The following is an 18019-nucleotide window of genomic DNA, read 5'->3' as shown; positions in this document are numbered from 1 at the left end:
GCCGCAACTCTGATGACCATTCGACTGCTCACCGCCGGCGATCACTTCGTCCTCAACCACCTGCTGGTCGACGCGGTGCACGCCGAGATGCCCGACGGCATAGAAATACGGCAGCTGTCGCTGCCGTGGCCGGTCGAGCCGTTCGGACCTGTCGGGGAGGTTGACGAAGCCTCCGGCGACGAGGACGACCTGATCGAGGCGCTCAACGGCGTCCAGATCTGCGTGACGCAGATGGCACCGCTGACCAGAAGGGTGCTGCACGCCGCGCCCGACTTGAAACTGGTGTGCGTCACCAGAGGCGGTCCGGTGAACGTGAACCTTCAGGCCGCCACCGAGCGGAAGATCCCGGTCTGTTCCGCCCCTGGGCGGAACGCCGCCGCCACGGCCGAGCACACAGTCGCCATGATCCTTGCCGCCACCCGGCGGATAGCATCGAGCCACACGGACCTGACCGGTGGCCTCTGGCGCGGCGACTACTACCGGTACGACAGCGTCGGACCGGAGTTGAACGGCAGCACGGTCGGACTGGTCGGGTTCGGCGCCGTCGGAAGTCGCGTCGCCCGGATACTGCGCGGCTTCGGCACCCACATTCTCGTCCACGACCCCTACGTCAACCAGCAACACCTTGGCGACGTCGCCGAGCTGACAACGCTCGACGACCTGCTGTCCCGGTCCCACATAGTGTCGTTGCACGCCCGGGTCACATCGGAGACCACCAGGATGATCGGGGCCGCACAGCTGGCCCTGATGCCACGGGGATCGGTCATCGTCAACTGTGCCCGCGGGGCGCTCCTCGATTACGACGCCGTCTGCGACGCACTCGACAGCAGGCACCTCTACGGTGCCGCATTCGACGTCTTTCCGCAGGAACCCATCCCTGCCGGGTCCCGCTTGCTTGCGGCGCACAACATGGTCATGACCCCACACCTCGCCGGAGCGAGTAGGCAGACCGCTGCAACCGCCGCTCGGATAGCCGCTGGTGAGGTCGGGCGGTACCTGCGGGGGGAGCCGTTGCGTTTCTGCGCCAATCCGGAGGCGCTCAACTGAACGGACATAATCACCTGCAGCCGCCGACGGATAGGCAGGTGCCGACGGCGCTTAGCCGACACCATCCAACCAGGACGATCCCGCGACACCGCCGGGGCGAGTGTCGACTCGTACGGCCGGGCCGCCACGACGTCGCGTACCTATTGTTGGTAGATCTCCAACTCGACCAGAGTGGAGTACGCGTAGCCGTTGGTGGCCAGCATGTTGATGCGGACGGCGCTGGCGGTGACCGGCGTGAAGCTTGAGCTGTAGCGGCCAGCGGTGTGTCCCCGCACCTGCGCCACCGTTTGCCAGCCCGCTTCCGTCAGGGCCTGGACGTCCCAGTCCCGGAGGGCGAACCGCCGGTCCGCGTGCGTGTAGAGGTCGACCCTACCGATCTGTGCTGGTTTGGCGAGGGTGGTCTGGACCTGGTCTGGAAAGCCGCTCGGGGTGGCGTCGGCCCAGGCCGTCGCAGGCCGGTTGTAGCCGAGCAAGGTGTAGGTGCGGTTGCCGTCGACTGCGCCGCAGGGGTCCAACACGCCACCCGTGGACGAGGCGGTGGTTTCTTGGCCGAGGGCGAGGTTACGGTTGGGGTCGTCGGGCTCCGCCGACACGACGACCGGGACGGTGACCCGCTTGCGTCCCGCGTCCAGGTGGATTGGGTACTCGCCCGGTGGCGTGTCACCGGGTACGCGGACCTCGACCGGCGCGGTGGCGGCGTAATCCGGGGGGACGTATGTGGTGACGACCTCATCCGACACCCGCACCGGCGACATGGTGCGAATGAAGGCGGTGGCATAGGCCGACTGGCCGGATCGGTTGTGGAATCCGACGGTCAGCAGCGTCGGAATACACGGGCGCGGTAGCAGGTCGAGCCGCTGCGGCGACGCCGAGATCGCGACGTTGGGCTCCCTCTGGGTTTCGGTCCTCGCCGTGGCGATCTGGCCGCTGGACGTGACCGCGACCAGCGGGGCTACGACGAGCACGGCCGCCGCGACGCGTCTTCTGGTGTTCGTGGATGCACGGAACATTGTTCTTCCCTCCCTCGCTCCTGGAACAAGGCACGGCGCTGGGGCACCGTTATCCGAACTCCAGCCCCGGTCGCCCGTTTTCCGTGACGAGGGTGGCGTCGGTGCGGATGGGTGCCCCGGGACGGCTGACGTAGGGGACCACCTTGAAGTCGGTGCGCCACTGCTCGGGCGTGACCTGGCAGCGGACGTAACCGCGCTGGACGTTGTAGTACTTGATGTGCGGGAGCTGGCTCGCCAGGGCGTCCCGGCCCGGATCGGTGTCGGCGCCGTCCCCAGAGCTGCTGATGGAGGTGCCCACGAGCTCGACGCCGACGGTGGCGGAGTCCGAGTCGTCAAAGTTCTTCTTGATCTCGCAGGCGTTGTTGGCGTGCACGTCGCCGGTGAGTACGACGGGGTTGGCGATGTTTCGGTCGTGGAAGAAGTCCACGATCCGGTTGCGTTGCGCCTCGTAGCCGTCCCACGCGTCCATGACGTACCGCTCTCCGGCGTCGTTGGGGTCCAGGTCGAGCTGAGAGAAGAAGACCTGTTGGGCGAGGACGTTCCAGGTGGCGCCGGAGTTGGTGAGCCCGTCGAACAGCCACTGCTCCTGCTGAGCGCCGATCATCTGGCGGCTGGGGTCCCGGGTCAGCGCATCCGGCGGCGCGGTGCCGTCGTTGTAGAGCTGGTTGTCGCGGTACTGGCGGGTGTCGAGGACACTGAACTCGGCCAGGTTGCCGAAGGCGAAGCGGCGGTACAGGGGCATGTCCGGCCCCTGGGGCAGTTGCGCGAGCCGCAGCGGCATGTGCTCCCAGTACGCGCGAAAGGCGTTGGCCCGACGCACCAGGAACTGCTCGAAGCTCTCCTGTGGGTAATAGAACGAGTACTTGGATGCCCAGTTGCTGAGCACTTCGTGGTCGTCAAGGGTCACGATCCACGGGAACGCGGCATGGGCCGCCTGCAGGTCCGGGTCTGTCTTGTACTGCGCGAATCGGAACCGGAAATCGTCCAGCGTCGCGAGGGTCCGGGCGGGGAAGTGTCCCCGACCGAGCGTGCCCTGGTCGCCGCCCTCGTAGATGTAGTCGCCCAGGTGGAAGACCACATCGAGGTCCTCCTGCACCATGTGCTGGTATGGCGTGTAGTAGCCGACAACGCGATGCTGACAGGAGACGAAGGCGAAGTTCAAGGCTGACACCCCTGCCCCCAGCGCCGGTGCCGTCTTGGTCCGGCCTACGGGGGAGATGTCCGAGCCCGCCATGAAGCGGTAGAAGTACTCGGCCGATGGACGCAGACCCCGTACGTCAACGTGGACGGCGTGCGCGTACTCGGAGAGCGCGAACGTGGTGCCGTGCCGTACCACCCGGCGGAACGCCTCGTCATCGGCAACCTCCCATCGCACCAGGACCTTCTTGCCGTACTCCATGCCGCCGAACGGCTCCAAGGGCTCGGGCGCCAGACGGGTCCAGATCACCACGCCGTCAGGCAGGGGGTCGCCCGAGGCGACCCCGAGCGTGAACGGGTAGCCGCGGGTGCGCGGGGCGGTGGGCGTCGCGGCGACGGGTGCGCCTGCGGCGAGCGCCAGGCCCGCCGCAGCGCCCGTCACCGTCAAGAACCGCCGCCGTGCCCACTTCGCCGCGAGCAGCTTCTCGGTAGGGGACAACTCGGAGCTTGCGCCGTCGCGTCTCAACTCTGGTCTCCCATCATCGGGATCGTGAACCCTCTGCGTCTGGCTTCTGGAACCATGAAGCCGCCTCAGCCACGGAGCCGAGGGGGGAATGCGCAACCCGGTTGGCACGCGCGTTGGACCGCAGGCCCGTCGAGCGGGACGCTGCACTGTCAGCAGTGGCGATTGTTCGATATACAGAAGAAACGCTCGGGATTTCGCGTTGGTTTAACATGGCAGAGGGGGCTGGAATCTGTCAAGCTCGATGGAGTATTTGCCAAGGTCATCCGCCTGCCGACGCCGCCGGGCCACTCCTTGCCAAGCCGGAACGGGTCGTTTCCGGGGGCTGGCGATACGGCCGATGCGGCAATGCAGTGAGCCGGTCATCACCCCCGATTCCGCCCACCGTCAAGGCAGACCGGGGATCGGGCGGTAGGGCCGCGCGTTGCACGCGCAGCGTGGAGGCAATCTCCGTCCTTTAGGGCGGAGAGGACGTCAAATGCGGGTCCGCGCGTACGCTTCCGGCGGCGCCATCCGGTGTCACTGGCGTCGTGCGTGCACACCACCACGTGGCGGGCCACGCGCCGCATCTCGCGCAACCCGGCGATCGGGTCCCGCCACTGGTGAACGGTGGACACAGCCATCGCCGCGTCGAAGGACTGGTCCTCGAACGGGAGGCTCTCCGCGGCGGCAGCCACACACGACGCTGCGCCTCCACGGGAATTCCCAGCACGCTGGCGAGCAACAATCGATACCTCGGCGCGGGCCCGACCCTGATCGATGTGGAGGCCGGCGGCCCGCCGGTGCCGACCATTGTGTCGGCACCGCCCGTACGGGGCGCCGCCGTACGCCATCAACACCACCGCGCACGCGAGCACAACGCCCGCACGCACGTCTCCTGCGGCCGTCACCGCGGCTGCCCCGCCCACAACTGCGGACCAGGCCGCGCCGAACGCTTTGGTGGCATCACATGAGGAAATGCCGACCAGGCCGAAGGAATCTCGGGTCATGACGGCACCTGCGGCGATCCGGTCTGGCTGCGAGGCACCAGACGACGACGGAAACCACCGTCGGGCAGGAGTCGACCGCCGAGTGGCACCGCCAGCCATTGCGCCTGGGCGGCTCAAACCCGCGCCGGCTGGCGCCTTGGAGCAGCCCAGCGGCGAGACGCCCCGCAGGCCGACAGCGGCGATCTCAATGTCCCGTCGCCGCCGACAAATCGGCGATCAGTTTGTCGAGCACCAGTTCCTCCTCGACTCGGACCCCGGCCGCGAGCATCGCCGCAGCGAGTCCCGGATCCCAGGCCGCGTCGGTCGGCGTGCCACTCAGCGACCCTCCCGTACTCGGTCCGGCGGTGCGGGCCGCGACGCCGGCCAGGTAGTCGGCGGTTCCGTAGCGCCACGGCTGCCAGGGCACCCTGCCGTGCAGCAGGTTGGCGATCCGCAGGCCACCCCAGTCGAAGTCGCCGTGATACCGCAGGCGGGCGCCGGACTGGACCAGGTTGGCCAGCAGGCGCAGCGCCGCGGTGCTGGGCTGGCCGCCGACACAGGCCAACGGCGGGCACGCCGTACCGAGCTGGTCGGCCGCGGCGGCCAGCACAGTGGGGTTCTCGCAGACGTACACGGTCCGGGCAGCGAACCGGGGCTCCCCGCGAGCGAGCTGGCGCAGGGTCACGACGACCGGCTCCCCGAGCGCGACGGCGGGGGCGACAAGGTCGTGCAGCCGGCATCCGGGGATCGTGGGCAGGTTGACGGCGAGCACGGTCGAGGAGAGATCGTCGAGGAGCACCCCGGCGGCGTACCAGAGCATCCGGCGTTGCTCGGCCGCCGACTCGGGCAGTGGCGCGTCCCCCCACCAGGTGGCCCGGACGGCAGAGCGGGCCACTGTCTCCAACGCCCGGCCGGCGTCAAGCGCGTGCGCGTCGCCGGTGGTGCGGGCCGCGATCCGGGCCAGCGGTTCCCCGTCCGCCGGCAGCGCGGCGAGGACGGCAACCAGGTCGGCCACGAGCCGCGCCGCCGCCGGCGGCGTACCGGCCAGCCGCCGCAGCAGCGCGGCCGTGCTCGAGGCGGCGCACCATTCGGCCAGTTCGGCGCGCACGCCGCCGAGCGCGGCGAGTGGTGCCAGGGAGGCCTGCCAGGCGGTGGCCTCGGCGGCCCGCACCTGGGCAAGCACCGCGACGGCTCCGGTCAGCGCCTCGACCGCTCCGGCTAAGCCGTCGGGGTGCATTCCACTGCGGCGGATGATCCGATCCAGCTCGTCGAGGTTGATGGTCAGGGTGCTGCCGCGACCGGGCGGGCGTCCCAGGACCCGCTCCACCGCCCGCCGCTCGTCCGGGCTCGGCCCGGGCAAGGTCAGGGCGCCGGTCAGCGGCTGTCCCCGGGCGATGCGGCGGCGTAACCGCTGGAACAGCCTTTCGGTCTCCGCCCCGCCGAGCTGCCGGCGCAGCCGTTCCAGATCGGTCACGGCACATCCCACAGGCCCGGGGTCGTCCCCGGCTCGGGATGATGCTCGTCCGGCTGTGGGTTCCGCTGCCGTGGCGCCCGCCGCTCCGGCGTGGACAACAGGTGCCGTTCGCGTCCGTCCCAGCGCCACGGGGTGACCAACACCGCGTCGATGCCGTCGTGCCGGGCAAGGTGGGCGACCCCGAGGCCGGGCACCTGCGGATAACAGCCCCACTCCCGCTCGCTGGTCATCACCACGTCGAGGTCGAAAGTGGCCAGCAGGCCGAGACACTTCGCCCGGGAGTCGTCGTCCACCCCCGCGAACGCCTCGTCCAGCGCGATCAGCCGCGGCGCGAACGGGTTGCCTGCCGACCCGTAGTAGGACGACGCGGCGGCGAACAGCGGAACGCTCGCCGCCAGCACCCGCTCACCGCCGGACGCGGGCCCGGTCGCTGGGCGCCACTGCCCGTCCTGGTGCCGCTGGATCGTGAACTCGTGCCACGCCCGGTAGTCCAGCGCGCGGGTGAGCTGCTCCGACCAGGTCGCCGCGTCGTCGCGCAGCCGTTCCCGGTCGATCTGCTCCTGCAGGAAGGCGCCCACGGCGCGGCGGTCCTTGTCGTTCCAGACGTCCGTGCTCTGCCGCAACTGCTTGGCGCGCAGCTCGGCCAGCCCGGCCGGGGCGTCGCGGGTCGGCCGCCACAGCAGCCGCAGTCGCATGCCGGTCGAGGTGGGTCGGGCCTCCAGCTCGTCGTTCATTCCCGCGACCTGCCGCTCGGCGCCGACGATCAGCTCCTGCAGCGCCCCGGCCACCTCGTTGACCAGGTGCGTCTCCAGCACCTCCCGCTCGTGCGCGGAGAGCATCCGCTGCCGCTCGTCGATCTCGTCGACCAGCGCGGCGGCCAGGTCGGCGACCGTTCGCGTCCGCCCCTGGAAGCTGACCTCGACGACCATCGTCTCTTCCCGGATGGTCGCCACCACCTGGTGACCCTGCCGGGAAAGGCCGTCGGTCAGCGCCTTCACATCCATGCTGACCTGCTGCTGCAGCCGGTCCCAGCGGCGGTCGTCGTCGTCGGTGTCGGCCAGTTCCCGCTCGACGGCCCGGGCCAGCGCCACCGCCGGGGTCGTCGCCCACGACTGCGCCACATCCGGCACCTCGAGGTCGGGGCAGGCCAGGTCGACCAGGCCGGTGCCGGCGAAGGTGCGCAGCCCCTCGACGGCGGCGTCCCGGTCCCCGGTCGCCGCCTGTAGCTCCTGTTGCAGCCGGCTGCGCCGCCCGCCGGCGTCACCCCGGGCGTCCCGGGCCGCCGCCTCCTGCCCCCGGGCCTCCTCACGGTCGCGCTCGCAGCCCCTCAGCAGCCCTGTCGCCTCCGCGATGCGGCGCTGCAGGTCCGCCACGGACGCGCCGGCGGTGGCGTCCAGCGTCTCGAACTCCACCCGGGCCGCCCGCGCCGCGTCCCGCGCCTCGGCCGCCTCGGCCGCCGCCGGCGCCAGCCGCTCCAGCCGTTCGGAGTGCAGCCGGGCCGCCTCGTCCCGACGGGCACGCGCCGCACCCACGCCCGTCACGGTTGGCCACCAGGCGGCCAGGGCCACCCGGTACGACTGCAGCCCGTCCCGCACCGCGGCCAGCTCCTCGACGTCGTACGGTAGGTCGACGTCCCCGGCGAACTCGGTCGCCTCGGCCAGCGCGGTCGCCGCCTCGGCGAGCCGCCGGCCGAGCGCCGCGCCCACCTCGTCCCGCCGGTCGACGATGCCGCGGCGCGTCTCGTACGCGCCACGTACCTGGGTGTGGGCCTCCCGCAGCGGCTGGTCCGACGGCAGCGCCCGCGCCTCGGCGACGACCCGCTCCCGCCGCTGGCGCAGCTCGCCGCGCTGGCCCGCGACCCCCGCGAGCCGCGCCGACAGCTCCTCGCCTTCCCGCCGCAGCTGGTTGATCCGCGCCCGGCGGGACGCCTCCCGGGCGCTGTCGCCGATGTGCTCCGCCGCCGGCTTGGCCCACCGCCCGGCGAGAACCCCGTTGCCGAACGCGCCGGTCGCGTCGACCCAGGCCACCGCCGAGCCGGCACCGAAGCCGATCGCGGCGAGCACACCGGCGACGGCTTCGTCCGACAGCGCCGCGCAGGCCGGGTCCGCCCGGTCGACCGCCGGGCGGAGCAGCTTGGCCAGGTTCGCCGTCACCGCCCCGCCGGGCCGCAGCACGGTGTCCCCGCTGACCGGGTCGCGCAGCGCCCCGTCGGGGTCGAGCCACGCGTCGAGAATGCCGGCCGCCTCCAGGGCCGCCTCGATGCCGGCCCGATCCGACGCCGGCACCTCTGGGGCAAAGTCCACCACCCGCCACAGCGGCGCGCCCGGCCGGTCCCGGCGTGCCTCGTCGGCGCGCGTGTGCGGTGCGGGCGGCGGCTGATGCGTTCCTGCCTCCAGCCGGCGCAGCTCCGCCTCGGCCCGTTCCAGACCGTCGCGGACCTCGTGTTCGTCGGCCTCCAACGCGGCGTCGGCGCGGGCGAGGGCCTCCGTCGCGGCCGTGGCGGCGCGAGTCGTCTCCCGCGCCGCCGGGTTCTCCCCGGCCAGCGCGCCAACCCACTGCTCCAGTTCCGCGAGGACGCCGTCGAGGTCGCCGACCGGCAGTTCAACCACGCCGCCGAGGTGCTCCCGGGTCCGCCGGAGCAGCAGCTCACCCGCCTCGGTCGCGGCCGACTCGGCCTCCGCGACCCGCAGGTCCGCAGCCGCCACCTCGGCGTCGAGCCGGTCCACCTCCTCGCGGGCCCGGTCCGCCCGACCACGGGCCGTGCCGGCGGCGTCACGAAGGCGGTCCAGCGCCCGCAGCGAACTCGACCGCGAGGCGACCAGTTCGTCCGCGGCGCGGGTCGCCTCGGCCAGCCCGACCGGCAGCGCGGCCACCACCCGCGTCGCGTGCCGGTCGGCCAGCCGCGCCGCCGCGGCGTCCCGCTCGACCTGCCCACGCGCCGCGTCCTCGGCGTCCTGCGCCTGCCGCAGCTCCCGGGCCGTGCCCTCCACGGCCCGGCCGGCGCGGGCCACGTCGGCCTCCAGGTCGCGCAGGCGCTCCTCCTGCCGGGCGACGAACTGGTGCCGCTCGTCGGCGATGTCCCGCAGCCGGCGCAGATGCTCCGCGGTACGCGCCTCCGGGCTGTCCCGCAGCGCATGCAGTCGCGTGGTCAGCTCCCGGGACCGCTCCGTCAGCCCGTCGATGCGCTCCACCGCCCGGGTCAGGTCGGTGTCGGCCTGGTCGTAGGCCCGCTGCGCCTCGGACAGTTCCCGACCGAGCTGCTCGTAGCGGCTGTGCTGCTGGCGTAGCAGCCCGGCCCGGCGGCGCGTCGCCACCCGCGCGTACTGCCGGTAGCGGGTGAGGAAGTCGTCGGCGGCCCGTTTCGTCTCGGCCAACTCCCGCAGCGTCACCCGCTCGTCGTCCAGGCTGCGGAACGCCTCCGCGACCTGGGTGATCAGGTTCTCGTCCAGCGGCGGCAGCGCGTCGGTGAGCGCCCGGGACAGGCTCTTCTCGTCCGGCCGCTTCGACAGCTGCGGCTGCCGCAGCCGGATCAGCAGGGAGACCAACGCGTCGTACCGGCTGCCGAGCCCGAACAGCGCCTCGTCCACGGCCCGCCGGTAGTCCGCCGCCCGGTCGTACACCATGCCGGCGGACCCGACCGCGTCGCGCAGCCGCTCCCGGGTCAACGCCGTGCCGGTCGCGCTCACCAGCGCCAGGTCGCCGCCGACCCGCTGGCTGGTGACGAAGAACCAGTGCCGGGCGATGCCCCGCCCGGCGACGGCCTTCAGCCCGCAGCCGATGGTGAGGTAGCGCTCCCCGTCGCGGTCCCGGCGGCCGAACTCCAACCAGGTGTAGCCGAGCCGCTCCGGGTACGGATACCTGCCGCCGAGCAGCAGGTTCCACTCCATCCGTTTGTGCGGGTCACCGTCGGGCTCCACGCGGTACGGCGCCAGGTCCCCGTCGAGCAGGAACGGCAGCATCAGCGCCAGCACCTTCGACTTGCCGGTGCCGTTGTTGCCTCGCAGCAGCAGGCTCCCGCTGTGGAAGTGGAACTCCTCCTGGTCGTAGTAGAAGATGTCGACCAGCCCGGCGCGCAACGGCTGCCAGCGCTCCTTCGCCGGAAGTGGCAGCTGGTCGGCCAGCGATACGGTCATCGCACGGATTCCCTCGATCGGTCGGACTTGTCGGTGCCCACCCGTCGGGCGGCCGGCTCGCGGATCGTCGGCGCGGCCAGGGCATATCGGGCGATCGCCGGTCGGGGCAGCACGAGCGGGTCCCCGCCCTGCTCGACCCGGATCAGCTTCAGCGCGCGCAGCGCCTCCAGCGCCGTGGCCACCAACTCCACCTCGGCGCCCGGGTCGGTGGCGTGCTTACGCCAGTACGACCGGTGCTCGACGGCCAGCTCCCGGGTGCGCCGGTGCAGCTCGCTGACCCGTACCCCGCCGTCACCGGCGCCGATGTGCTCCGCCAACAGCAGGGTCAGGTGGCTCTGCATTCCCTCGGCGGGCATCCGCACGTCGGTGAGTTCGTCCTCGGGATCGACCATCGCGATCCCCTCCGCGCGCACCTCGGCGACCAGGCCGGTGAACTGAGTGATCCGGGTCAGCAGCGCGTGGCGCTGGCTGGTCAGGTAGGCGCGCTCGGCCTCGGAGAGCTCGTCGTGGTAGACCACCGGCTGCTCCAGCAGCAGCCGGGTCAGCCGCTGCCGCAGCGCCCGGTTCCGGGCGTCGTCCACATCGGGTACGACCTCCAGCGTCAACGCCGCGAGCCGGCCCGGACCGGTCGACTCGTCGATCATCGACGGCCCCCGGGACGCGGCGAGCAGGCCGGCGATCACGTGCCGGTCCACGTCGTACAGGACGTCCCCGCCGGCGCCCAGGTACGCCTCCTCGTCTCCGGCCACCCGGCGCAGCACCCCCCAGTGCAGCAGCAACCGGACCACGGCCACCATGTCGGCCCGCCGCTCCCGCCGGTCCAGCGCGAACGAGAACCCGGCCGCCGCCAGCGCCGGCTCGGCGGCCCCCGTCACCACCTCCTCGGCCAGCCGGCCCAGCGTGATCTGCCCGTCCGCGCGCTCCAAGGCCGCCAGCGCCAGGCAGGTCAGCACGTACCGCTGCCGGGAGAACGGGGTCCGCGACCGCGGATCCCGCGCTGGATGCGTGCCGTCGTACGGGTCGGCGGTCAGCTTCACCAGCCGTACCGTGTGGGCGTCGGCCACCACCTGCCAGCCGGTCTCCCGGTCGAACCACTCCCGCAGGTCCGCCGCGTACGCCCGGACCAGCCGGTAGGTCTCCGCGTCGGTGAGCCCGGCCACCAGTAGCGGGCGGGCCAGCAGCAGCCGCGCGGCCCTGCGCCGCCGCGCCTCCGGGACGTCGTCGGCGACGGCGCGCCCCCTCACCTGGCCACCCCGATCAGATCGGTGATCTCGATGAGATGCTCCGGCCCGGTCAGCACGCCGTCCTGGGTGACGACCCGCACCGGTGGGGCCGCGTCGACCCGTCGCAGCCGGACCACCATCGTGCCGTCCGACGTCGTGGTGGTCACCTCCGACTGGTCCGTCCGGCGGGTGGCCAGGGCGTCACCGAGCAGCTGGAGGAAAAGCCGGAACTCGGCGGAGTCCAGCTCCGCCAGCTCGGAGAGGCGGATCGGGCCCGGGGTGGCCAGCGCGGCCCGGGCGCGGGCGGTCTGTTCCGCCTCCCGGCGCATCCGCTCGGCGAGCACGCGACGCTGCTCCGACCGGTCGATCACCCGGTTCGGCGCGCCCCGCCGCTCGTAGGAGCCGGTACGGCGCAACCGAGGGCTGATCTCCAGGCGGGGCGCCTGTGCCCACGGCGTGGCCGCCGGCACCGGCCGCTCCTCAGCGGCGGCGAGGGTCGCCGCCGTGGTGGTGAGGTGCCGCGCGGGGGAGAGCCCGAACGCGGTGTGCCAGAGCCGGTGCGCCGCCTCGTCGTCCGGCGCTTCGGCGAACCAGAGGGCGAGCCGGCGGAAGTCCGCCGACCGGTCCGACCGCCCAGCCCGCCGCTCATTGATCGCGGCGACCGTGCTCAGCAACTGCCGGATTCCGCCGATCGCCGCCGTACGCAGCAGCCGTGCTTGGGCAGGTCGGCTGCTGTCGCCGCTGACGAACCAGTCGCGTAGCCCCGCCCAGCGCAGGCGCCAGGTGTCCAGGGCCTGCCGCATGGCGGCGTCGTGCCCGTCCCAGGCGTCCCGGTCCAGGCCGTCCCGCGCGTCTGCGCTGCCGTGCTCCTCGGTGGGAGCGGTGTCGGCGGCCTCGCGGCGTGCCGCCACCTCCAGCAGCGGCGTCACGCCGACCGCCTCGATCTGCCGGGTGAGCGCCGCGATCTCGGCGCCCCGGTTCGCCAGGTCGGCGATGAACCGCTCCAGGTAGGCGATCAGCTGCTCCTTGTACGCCAGGAACGCCGCGACGTCGGCGTCGGAGAAGTCGATCGTCCGGCGCAGCGACGCCATGAACGCCTGCGCGTTGTCGGCCAGGCCAGTGAACCGGTCGACGAGGCTCAGCAACAGCAGATGCGTCTTCGCCGCGTCCGGTGGCTCGCCAGCTGCCGCCGCTTTGGCGACGGCCAGCAGCCCGCGCAGCTGTTCCGCGATGTCGGAGAGGGCCACCGACTGCAGGGCGCCCCGCCGCCCGATCGCCTCCTCGTACTTGGCGATCGCCTCCTCCGCCGCGTGCCCCTCCCGGGTGAGCTGGTAAAGGTAGCGGGCCCGGTGGAAGTCCTCAACCGTCGTGACCCGGCCGGTGTCGGGGTCGGCGCGCAGATTTCCCCACTCGGCGAGCTGATCCAGGGCGGTGCGCACGGTGTCCAGCGACAGCCCGGCCCTGACGGAGACCTCATTCGTCGTGGACCGCGCCGTGGACAAGACCTCGATCAGCACGTCCTCCGGCCGCAGGTGCACGGTGAAGCGCTGCTTCGCCCGGACAAAGGCATCCAGGATCTGCCGGTACAGCGCCGAGTTCTGTGCCTGGAGGTGGGCGAACGGTTGCGCCGGTGAACCGGTCCCGATAGGCATGGCACCCATCCTCGCATTTGTCGAAGGTCGGCTCTGCTGGTGACTCACCGTGTCGCCAGCTGACCTACGGTGCGCGGCCGGCCGCGCGCAGGTGCAGGTGCAGGACCAGCGTGTCCACGGGAATGTCCAGCACGCTGGCCAGCAACGTCAGCGGGTCGGGGTGGCCCCTTGCCGGTGAGGTCCTCGTAGATGCCGAGCAGCCCCCGCAAGCGGGCGTCCTCGGGCAGGGCGGACAACTGGGCGAACCGGCGCTCGACGTACCGGCGTGCCATGATCTGGAACGCGTTCACGCCGATAGCTGGCTTCCGCGCGGGAGGGCTTCGTAGGGGTGCCTTCGAGTTCTCAGCCGGTTGCGTGATCGGTGAGGCGGCACAGCGTTGATCGGACGTGGGGGAAGGCGAGTCGCAGGGTGTGGGCGGTGAGTCGGAGACCCCACCAGGTGAGGGCGATGAGGTAGCCGACGATCAGGGCGCTGCTGGTGTCGTAGCTGAAGACGAGGGCGTAGCCGATGGCCAGGCCGGGCGCGGTGATGGTGCGGATCACGCGGCTGTGGCTGGCGGTGAGGGCGGTGGCTGCGCCGAGGAGGGCTGCTCCGAGGCTGCCGGCGAGGCCGGGCATGCCGGTCAGGTCGACGGGGGTGGTGAGGGTGAGTGCTGCGCGCATGAGGAAGATGCCGGCGGCGGCGGTGACTGTGTGCGTGATGGCGGGGCGCGTCAGGGCGAGCCAGGTGGGCATTGCGTCGGTGGAGATTCGTGGTGCCGTGACGGCGATGAGGGCAGCGCAGGCGGCCAGCGGTAGGGCGCCGCCGAGGGTCCTTCGAGGTAGGGGTTGTAGTCGAGTTCGGCGGTGCCGGTCGCGAGTCCGTAGAGGAAGGCGGCAATGGCCCCGCTGACTGCGGCGGCGAGGTATCCGCGTCGGATGAGGCTGCCGGTGGTGGGTTCCGATGTCGATGCGGTGGGTGTTCCGGCGAGCCAGGTGGTGGGCGCTAGGTGCGCTACGGCGAAGGCGGTGAGCATGGCCAGCGCGCCGGCGGTGCCGAGTTGCGGTAGGGATGTGCGGGCGCCGACCACGGAAGTGAAGACCTTGGTGATGTCAGCGGTGAGGACGGCTTGCAGGAGCAGGGTCAGGGAGCATGCGCCGATGAGGAGGGCGCCGGCGAGATCGCTGACGCGGAGTCGGACGCGGGGTAGTCGTGCGGCGGCGGCACGAGGTCCGGGTTGGTGGGCGGCGGTGAAGCTTAGGGCTCCGTCGGCGAGGGCATGAGGGTGATCGACGAGGGCGGGGGTAGTACCGGTGGCTTGGGTGAGCCGGTCCGCCAGCGCGGGCAGGGCGGGGGCTGGCCTCAGGATGACCGCGGCCAAGTGCTCCTTATCGACGTCAGCGGCGTCGAGGAGTTCGGTGACCGTGGTAGGTACCTGATCGAGGAGGGGCTGCGCGGCGATCGTGATGTCCTCGTGGGCGATGACCGCGGGCTGTCGGTGCGGATGTTCAGCCGTGCCGGCACTTCGCGGCGAAGGTCAGGTCTTTGACAAACTCACGGCATGGCTTCCCTACAAGAGACGTACGAGGGCGACGACTTCTACTGCGATGTGGCCCTGCCGAACATCGACGGCTTGGACGTGATCCACGAGACTCGCGACGTCCTCGCCTATCACCACACCCGTCCGTTCTGGCAGACACACATCGTGGTGGTGCCGAAGCGACACGTTAAGTCTCTGACAACGCTTACAACGGCCGACGAGCCCCTGGTGCGAGAGCTCCTTGCCGTGGTGGCCACTGTCGCTGCCAAAGTTGAGGCCGAGCACGGGGCGGCCAGGGTGCTCACCAATCTCGGTGGATACCAGGACTCGAAACACCTTCACGTGCACGTGAGCAGCGGGGAGAGCATTCGCTAGTCGAGGGTTTCCCCTCATGCCGCAGACCGCGCGCCCGGTCAGCGTCCGCTCGTGCCGATGTGAGCGAGTCGGCCATGCGACTGGCAGCGAGACGCGGTCAACCGCGCAGTCGCACGCAATAAACCGGTGACGCCGGTGGTGATCTCCGCGACACTGGCCGACGTGGAAGAGGTCGAGGTCGTCGTCGCCCATCACGAGCGCGCGACCCTGCGCGTCGGCGACGTGTTCCTGAAAATCGACGCTGATCAGACCCGCACCGATGTCGAGGTCGAGGCGATGACTATGGCGCCGATCCCTACTCCGGAGATCCTGTGGCGCAAGCCGCCCGTACTCGCGCTCGCCGCCCTCCCCGGGACGGTACTCGGCCGCCTCGGCGAGCCGTCGACCGCGTCTTCGGCGGCGTGGGCCGCGTCCGGTGCCGCCGCACGGATGCTGCACGACGCGCCGTTGCCGCCATGGCCCGGTCGCCGCCTCGACGAGTTGGCGTCCCGCCTCGACGGTGAATGCGAGTGGCTCGTCACGAACGGCGTCCTTCCCGCTGACCTGGTGACGCGCAACCGCCGGGTTGCCGAGGCTGCGCTTCGGCCGTGGACTCCGGTGTTCATACACGGCGACCTGCAGATCGCCCATGTGTTCGTCGAGGATGACGAGATCACCGGCGTGGTCGACTGGTCGGAGGCGGGCCAGGGCGATGCCCTGTACGACCTCGCCAGCTTGACGCTCGGACACGAGGAGCACCTCTGCGACGTGGTCGCCGGCTACGGCACCGACGTCGACCTAGACGTGATCCGCGCGTGGTGGTCATTGCGAAGCCTGCTGGCGATCCGCTGGCTGGTAGAACACGGTTTCGACCCGGCCGCGCCAGGCTGCGAGGTCGACGTGCTGAAATCCCGGATGTGAGGCCGCACGAGCCCGCCTGCCACGACTGCCGTGCGCGATCTGCGTGTGTTGCGGTGCCGTCCGATCATGCCGATGAACGGGTGCGTTTTCTGCCCGCCCACTGAGAGAGGCAACATGGCACTCATGTCCCTGCCCACCCCCACGCTGCACACCACTCGCCTGCGACTGCGTCCCTTCAACGACGCGGATGCGAACGCCCTCTTCGCGCTGCACAGCAGCGCCTACGTGCTGCGCTACTGGGACGCGCCGCCCTGGACCGAACGTGTGCGCGCCGAGCGGTTCATAACGGCTTGCCGGCAGATGGCAGAGGAAGGCACCGGGACGCGGCTGGCCGTGGACCGTGTTTCCGACGGGGCGTTCATCGGCTGGTGCAGCCTGACCCGGTGGAATCCGGACTACCGCAGCGCGTCGCTGGGCTACTGCCTCGACGATGCAGTATGGGGCCACGGCTACGCGACGGAGGCCGCGCGCGCCTTGCTGCAGTGGGCATTCGACACGCTGGACCTGAATCGCGTCCAGGCCGAGACCGATACGCGCAACGCGGCATCTGCCCACGTCCTGGAGAAGCTCGGATTCGTGCGTGAAGGGACGTTGCGGGAAGACTGCGTCGTGAACGGCGAGGTCTCGGACTCGTGGGTGTACGGGCTGATCAGGCGGGAGTGGCGGCCGTCGTCCGAGCTGGTTCCCGCCCGCTGAGTCCTCCTCGCTCGCGAGACGGCGCCCGGTCTCCGAACGCTTCGTTCCGCTGGTTGGAGGGGCCGGCACAGTGCACTCTCATGCCGCGAAGCGCTCGTCACCGAGGGTGATGTCGGCGCCGGTCGCCGACGTCCGGACGTGCCGACGAGCGGGTGCTTCGGGTTCATCCGGACCATCGAGTACGGGACCATCGGGCGGTCCCTGGCAGCTACATCGGGGCTATCGATCACTTGGGATCTTGTCGTACTAGTCTTCCCGCATGGCTTTGCGACCGGACGAGTTCTATGACCACGCAGTCGCCGTCGCGGACGGCGAGCGCCGGCTCCCGTTGGCGCGCATGACGGGATGGGAGATCAGTCCGTTCGAGCCGGACGGACTGCGTGTAGCGCCGTTGCGCCCGCCGGTGCTTCCGGAGCCCGCACGGCACGGCGAGGATCCGTCGGACTGCAACGCTTGCCGCGACCGGGACGAAGGGATCTGGTTCAACGATCACTGGCGGCTGGTCCGGATTCCGGGAGTGGGCGTCCCGCTGGTGCTCATGCTGTATCCGCGCGATCACTACGACATGGCGGATCTACCTGACGAACTGGCCGCCGAACTGGGGCTATTGAGCACTCGCATCGTTCGCCACATGCAGGCGCTGCCGCACATTTCGCGGGCCCACGTCTACCGCATCGGAGATGGTGGCGCGCACCTGCACGTCTGGTTCTTCGCTCGGCCCGAGGGGCAGGCCCAATTGTACGGGTCGTGGCTGGTCGTCTGGGACGACCTGCTACCGGAGTACCCAGCGGACGTCGCAGAAGCTGACGCTGAAATCGTGGCAGACGCGTTGGTCGTGTGCCACGGAGGCCGCCGGTCGGCCACCAGCAAACCGGCTGCCTGACCGGCCTGATCCACGACCCGGATGTCACCGCCACGGCTGTTGCCACCACCGCCGTGCGGATTTGCCAAGGTCACGTATCCGGATCTGCCGCGATCAGGGTGGGGGAGCGTGGAGTCAGTGTGCCGTCGGTGCCGGCCTGCGGCGGACCCGCCACCACACCTCGACGAGGGTCGGTGGCAGCGCGATCGCGGCGCCGGCGAACGCAAGTGCCTGGGTGCGCCGTTGCTGGATCTCTTCACGTAGTTCTTCGTAGGTGGCCTGGTGTTCGATGACGTCGCCGCGGGACTGTACGCATTCGTCGCCGGGCCCGATCAGGACATCCTGGTTGGCCGGGTTGGCCTCGAAGCAGGCGATCCTGGTCGGCTTCAGTTCCCAGTTGACGCGGTCCCAGTCGACGTCGACCCACGACTGCGACGTGCACACGTCGCCTGAGCAGGAGGTTCGCACCGGCAGTTCCCAGCCGGAACGCAGCATGAGA

General features: G+C 71.1%; 15 protein-coding genes and 1 pseudogene. 6 read left to right on the top strand and 10 right to left on the bottom strand.

Features of this window, described 5'->3' with window-relative positions; all coding sequences use genetic code 11:
* Positions 1–75 precede the first annotated feature (75 nt).
* Positions 76–1047, top strand: coding sequence for a 2-hydroxyacid dehydrogenase (locus ACGF5C_RS32875; RefSeq protein ID WP_393308000.1), 972 nt, complete (start codon positions 76–78; stop codon positions 1045–1047).
* A 140-nt stretch (positions 1048–1187) separates the two neighbouring features.
* Here the strand turns inward: ACGF5C_RS32875 and ACGF5C_RS32870 are convergent, their stop codons facing one another.
* The 9 genes and pseudogenes from ACGF5C_RS32870 to ACGF5C_RS32830 all read right to left on the bottom strand — a co-directional run bounded on the left by ACGF5C_RS32870 (position 1188) and on the right by ACGF5C_RS32830 (position 14528).
* The gene (locus tag ACGF5C_RS32870; RefSeq protein ID WP_393307998.1) at positions 1188–2057 is read right to left on the bottom strand and encodes a discoidin domain-containing protein; all 870 of its coding nucleotides are present in this window, start codon (positions 2055–2057) and stop codon (positions 1188–1190) included.
* Between the two features lie 49 nt (positions 2058–2106).
* Positions 2107–3636: an alkaline phosphatase D family protein gene (locus tag ACGF5C_RS32865; protein WP_393307997.1), complete on the bottom strand. Its 1530-nt coding sequence runs from the start codon at positions 3634–3636 to the stop codon at positions 2107–2109.
* Positions 3637–4217: 581 nt separating this feature from the next.
* Positions 4218–4550 (bottom strand): annotated as a pseudogene (locus ACGF5C_RS32860) (class I SAM-dependent methyltransferase); the annotation flags it as partial.
* A gap of 340 nt (positions 4551–4890) precedes the next feature.
* The gene (locus ACGF5C_RS32855; RefSeq protein WP_393307995.1) at positions 4891–6159 is read right to left on the bottom strand and encodes a TIGR02679 family protein; all 1269 of its coding nucleotides are present in this window, start codon (positions 6157–6159) and stop codon (positions 4891–4893) included.
* Complete coding sequence (locus tag ACGF5C_RS32850) at positions 6156–10292, bottom strand: TIGR02680 family protein (protein WP_393307993.1); 4137 nt, start codon at positions 10290–10292, stop codon at positions 6156–6158. Before ACGF5C_RS32850 ends, ACGF5C_RS32855 begins: the two co-directional genes overlap by 4 nt.
* Entirely contained in the window at positions 10289–11536 is a 1248-nt protein-coding gene (locus ACGF5C_RS32845) for a TIGR02678 family protein (RefSeq protein WP_393307991.1), read from the bottom strand. Before ACGF5C_RS32845 ends, ACGF5C_RS32850 begins: the two co-directional genes overlap by 4 nt.
* Complete coding sequence (locus ACGF5C_RS32840; protein ID WP_393307989.1) at positions 11533–13167, bottom strand: TIGR02677 family protein; 1635 nt, start codon at positions 13165–13167, stop codon at positions 11533–11535. The genes ACGF5C_RS32845 and ACGF5C_RS32840 overlap by 4 nt, the downstream gene beginning before the upstream one ends.
* A 342-nt stretch (positions 13168–13509) precedes the next feature.
* On the bottom strand, positions 13510–13902 hold the full coding sequence (locus ACGF5C_RS32835) for a hypothetical protein (RefSeq protein WP_393307987.1): 393 nt from the start codon (positions 13900–13902) through the stop codon (positions 13510–13512).
* The gene (locus ACGF5C_RS32830; protein ID WP_393307985.1) at positions 13881–14528 is read right to left on the bottom strand and encodes a hypothetical protein; all 648 of its coding nucleotides are present in this window, start codon (positions 14526–14528) and stop codon (positions 13881–13883) included. The genes ACGF5C_RS32835 and ACGF5C_RS32830 overlap by 22 nt, the downstream gene beginning before the upstream one ends.
* On the opposite strand from ACGF5C_RS32830, the gene ACGF5C_RS32825 reads away from it, so the two are divergent.
* From ACGF5C_RS32825 to ACGF5C_RS32805, 5 genes are all read left to right on the top strand, one after another.
* Entirely contained in the window at positions 14529–14696 is a 168-nt protein-coding gene (locus ACGF5C_RS32825) for a hypothetical protein (protein ID WP_393307983.1), read from the top strand.
* Positions 14697–14708: 12 nt separating this feature from the next.
* Positions 14709–15062 carry an HIT domain-containing protein gene (locus tag ACGF5C_RS32820; protein WP_393307981.1) on the top strand — a complete coding sequence of 118 codons (354 nt, stop codon included), beginning with the start codon at positions 14709–14711 and terminating at the stop codon, positions 15060–15062.
* A 126-nt stretch (positions 15063–15188) separates the two neighbouring features.
* Complete coding sequence (locus ACGF5C_RS32815) at positions 15189–15962, top strand: phosphotransferase family protein (protein ID WP_393307979.1); 774 nt, start codon at positions 15189–15191, stop codon at positions 15960–15962.
* A gap of 123 nt (positions 15963–16085) precedes the next feature.
* The gene (locus tag ACGF5C_RS32810; protein WP_393307978.1) at positions 16086–16658 is read left to right on the top strand and encodes a GNAT family N-acetyltransferase; all 573 of its coding nucleotides are present in this window, start codon (positions 16086–16088) and stop codon (positions 16656–16658) included.
* A gap of 259 nt (positions 16659–16917) precedes the next feature.
* Positions 16918–17541 carry a hypothetical protein gene (locus ACGF5C_RS32805; RefSeq protein ID WP_393307976.1) on the top strand — a complete coding sequence of 208 codons (624 nt, stop codon included), beginning with the start codon at positions 16918–16920 and terminating at the stop codon, positions 17539–17541.
* Between the two features lie 114 nt (positions 17542–17655).
* Here ACGF5C_RS32805 and ACGF5C_RS32800 read toward each other — a convergent pair.
* Positions 17656–18019, bottom strand: a 364-nt coding sequence (locus ACGF5C_RS32800; protein WP_393307974.1) for a hypothetical protein, incomplete at its 5' end; no start/stop codon positions are given.

The organism is Micromonospora sp. NPDC047620, assembly GCF_043205005.1.
In the GTDB taxonomy this organism is placed as follows: Bacteria; Actinomycetota; Actinomycetes; order Mycobacteriales; family Micromonosporaceae; genus Micromonospora.
The sequence above is the reverse complement of the archived record's forward strand: the minus strand, read 5'-3'. Positions and strand labels throughout refer to the sequence as shown.

Bases quoted from the DNA above. Each gene is read 5' to 3' on its own strand.
- ACGF5C_RS32870 (WP_393307998.1), bottom strand. From the start codon at position 2,057: ATGTTCCGTGCATCCACGAACACCAGAAGACGCGTCGCGGCGGCCGTG.
- ACGF5C_RS32850 (WP_393307993.1), bottom strand. From the start codon at position 10,292: ATGACCGTATCGCTGGCCGACCAGCTGCCACTTCCGGCGAAGGAGCGC.
- ACGF5C_RS32840 (WP_393307989.1), bottom strand. From the start codon at position 13,167: ATGCCTATCGGGACCGGTTCACCGGCGCAACCGTTCGCCCACCTCCAG.
- ACGF5C_RS32835 (WP_393307987.1), bottom strand. From the start codon at position 13,902: ATGCCCACCTGGCTCGCCCTGACGCGCCCCGCCATCACGCACACAGTC.
- ACGF5C_RS32820 (WP_393307981.1), top strand. From the start codon at position 14,709: ATGGCTTCCCTACAAGAGACGTACGAGGGCGACGACTTCTACTGCGAT.
- ACGF5C_RS32810 (WP_393307978.1), top strand. From the start codon at position 16,086: ATGTCCCTGCCCACCCCCACGCTGCACACCACTCGCCTGCGACTGCGT.
- ACGF5C_RS32805 (WP_393307976.1), top strand. From the start codon at position 16,918: ATGGCTTTGCGACCGGACGAGTTCTATGACCACGCAGTCGCCGTCGCG.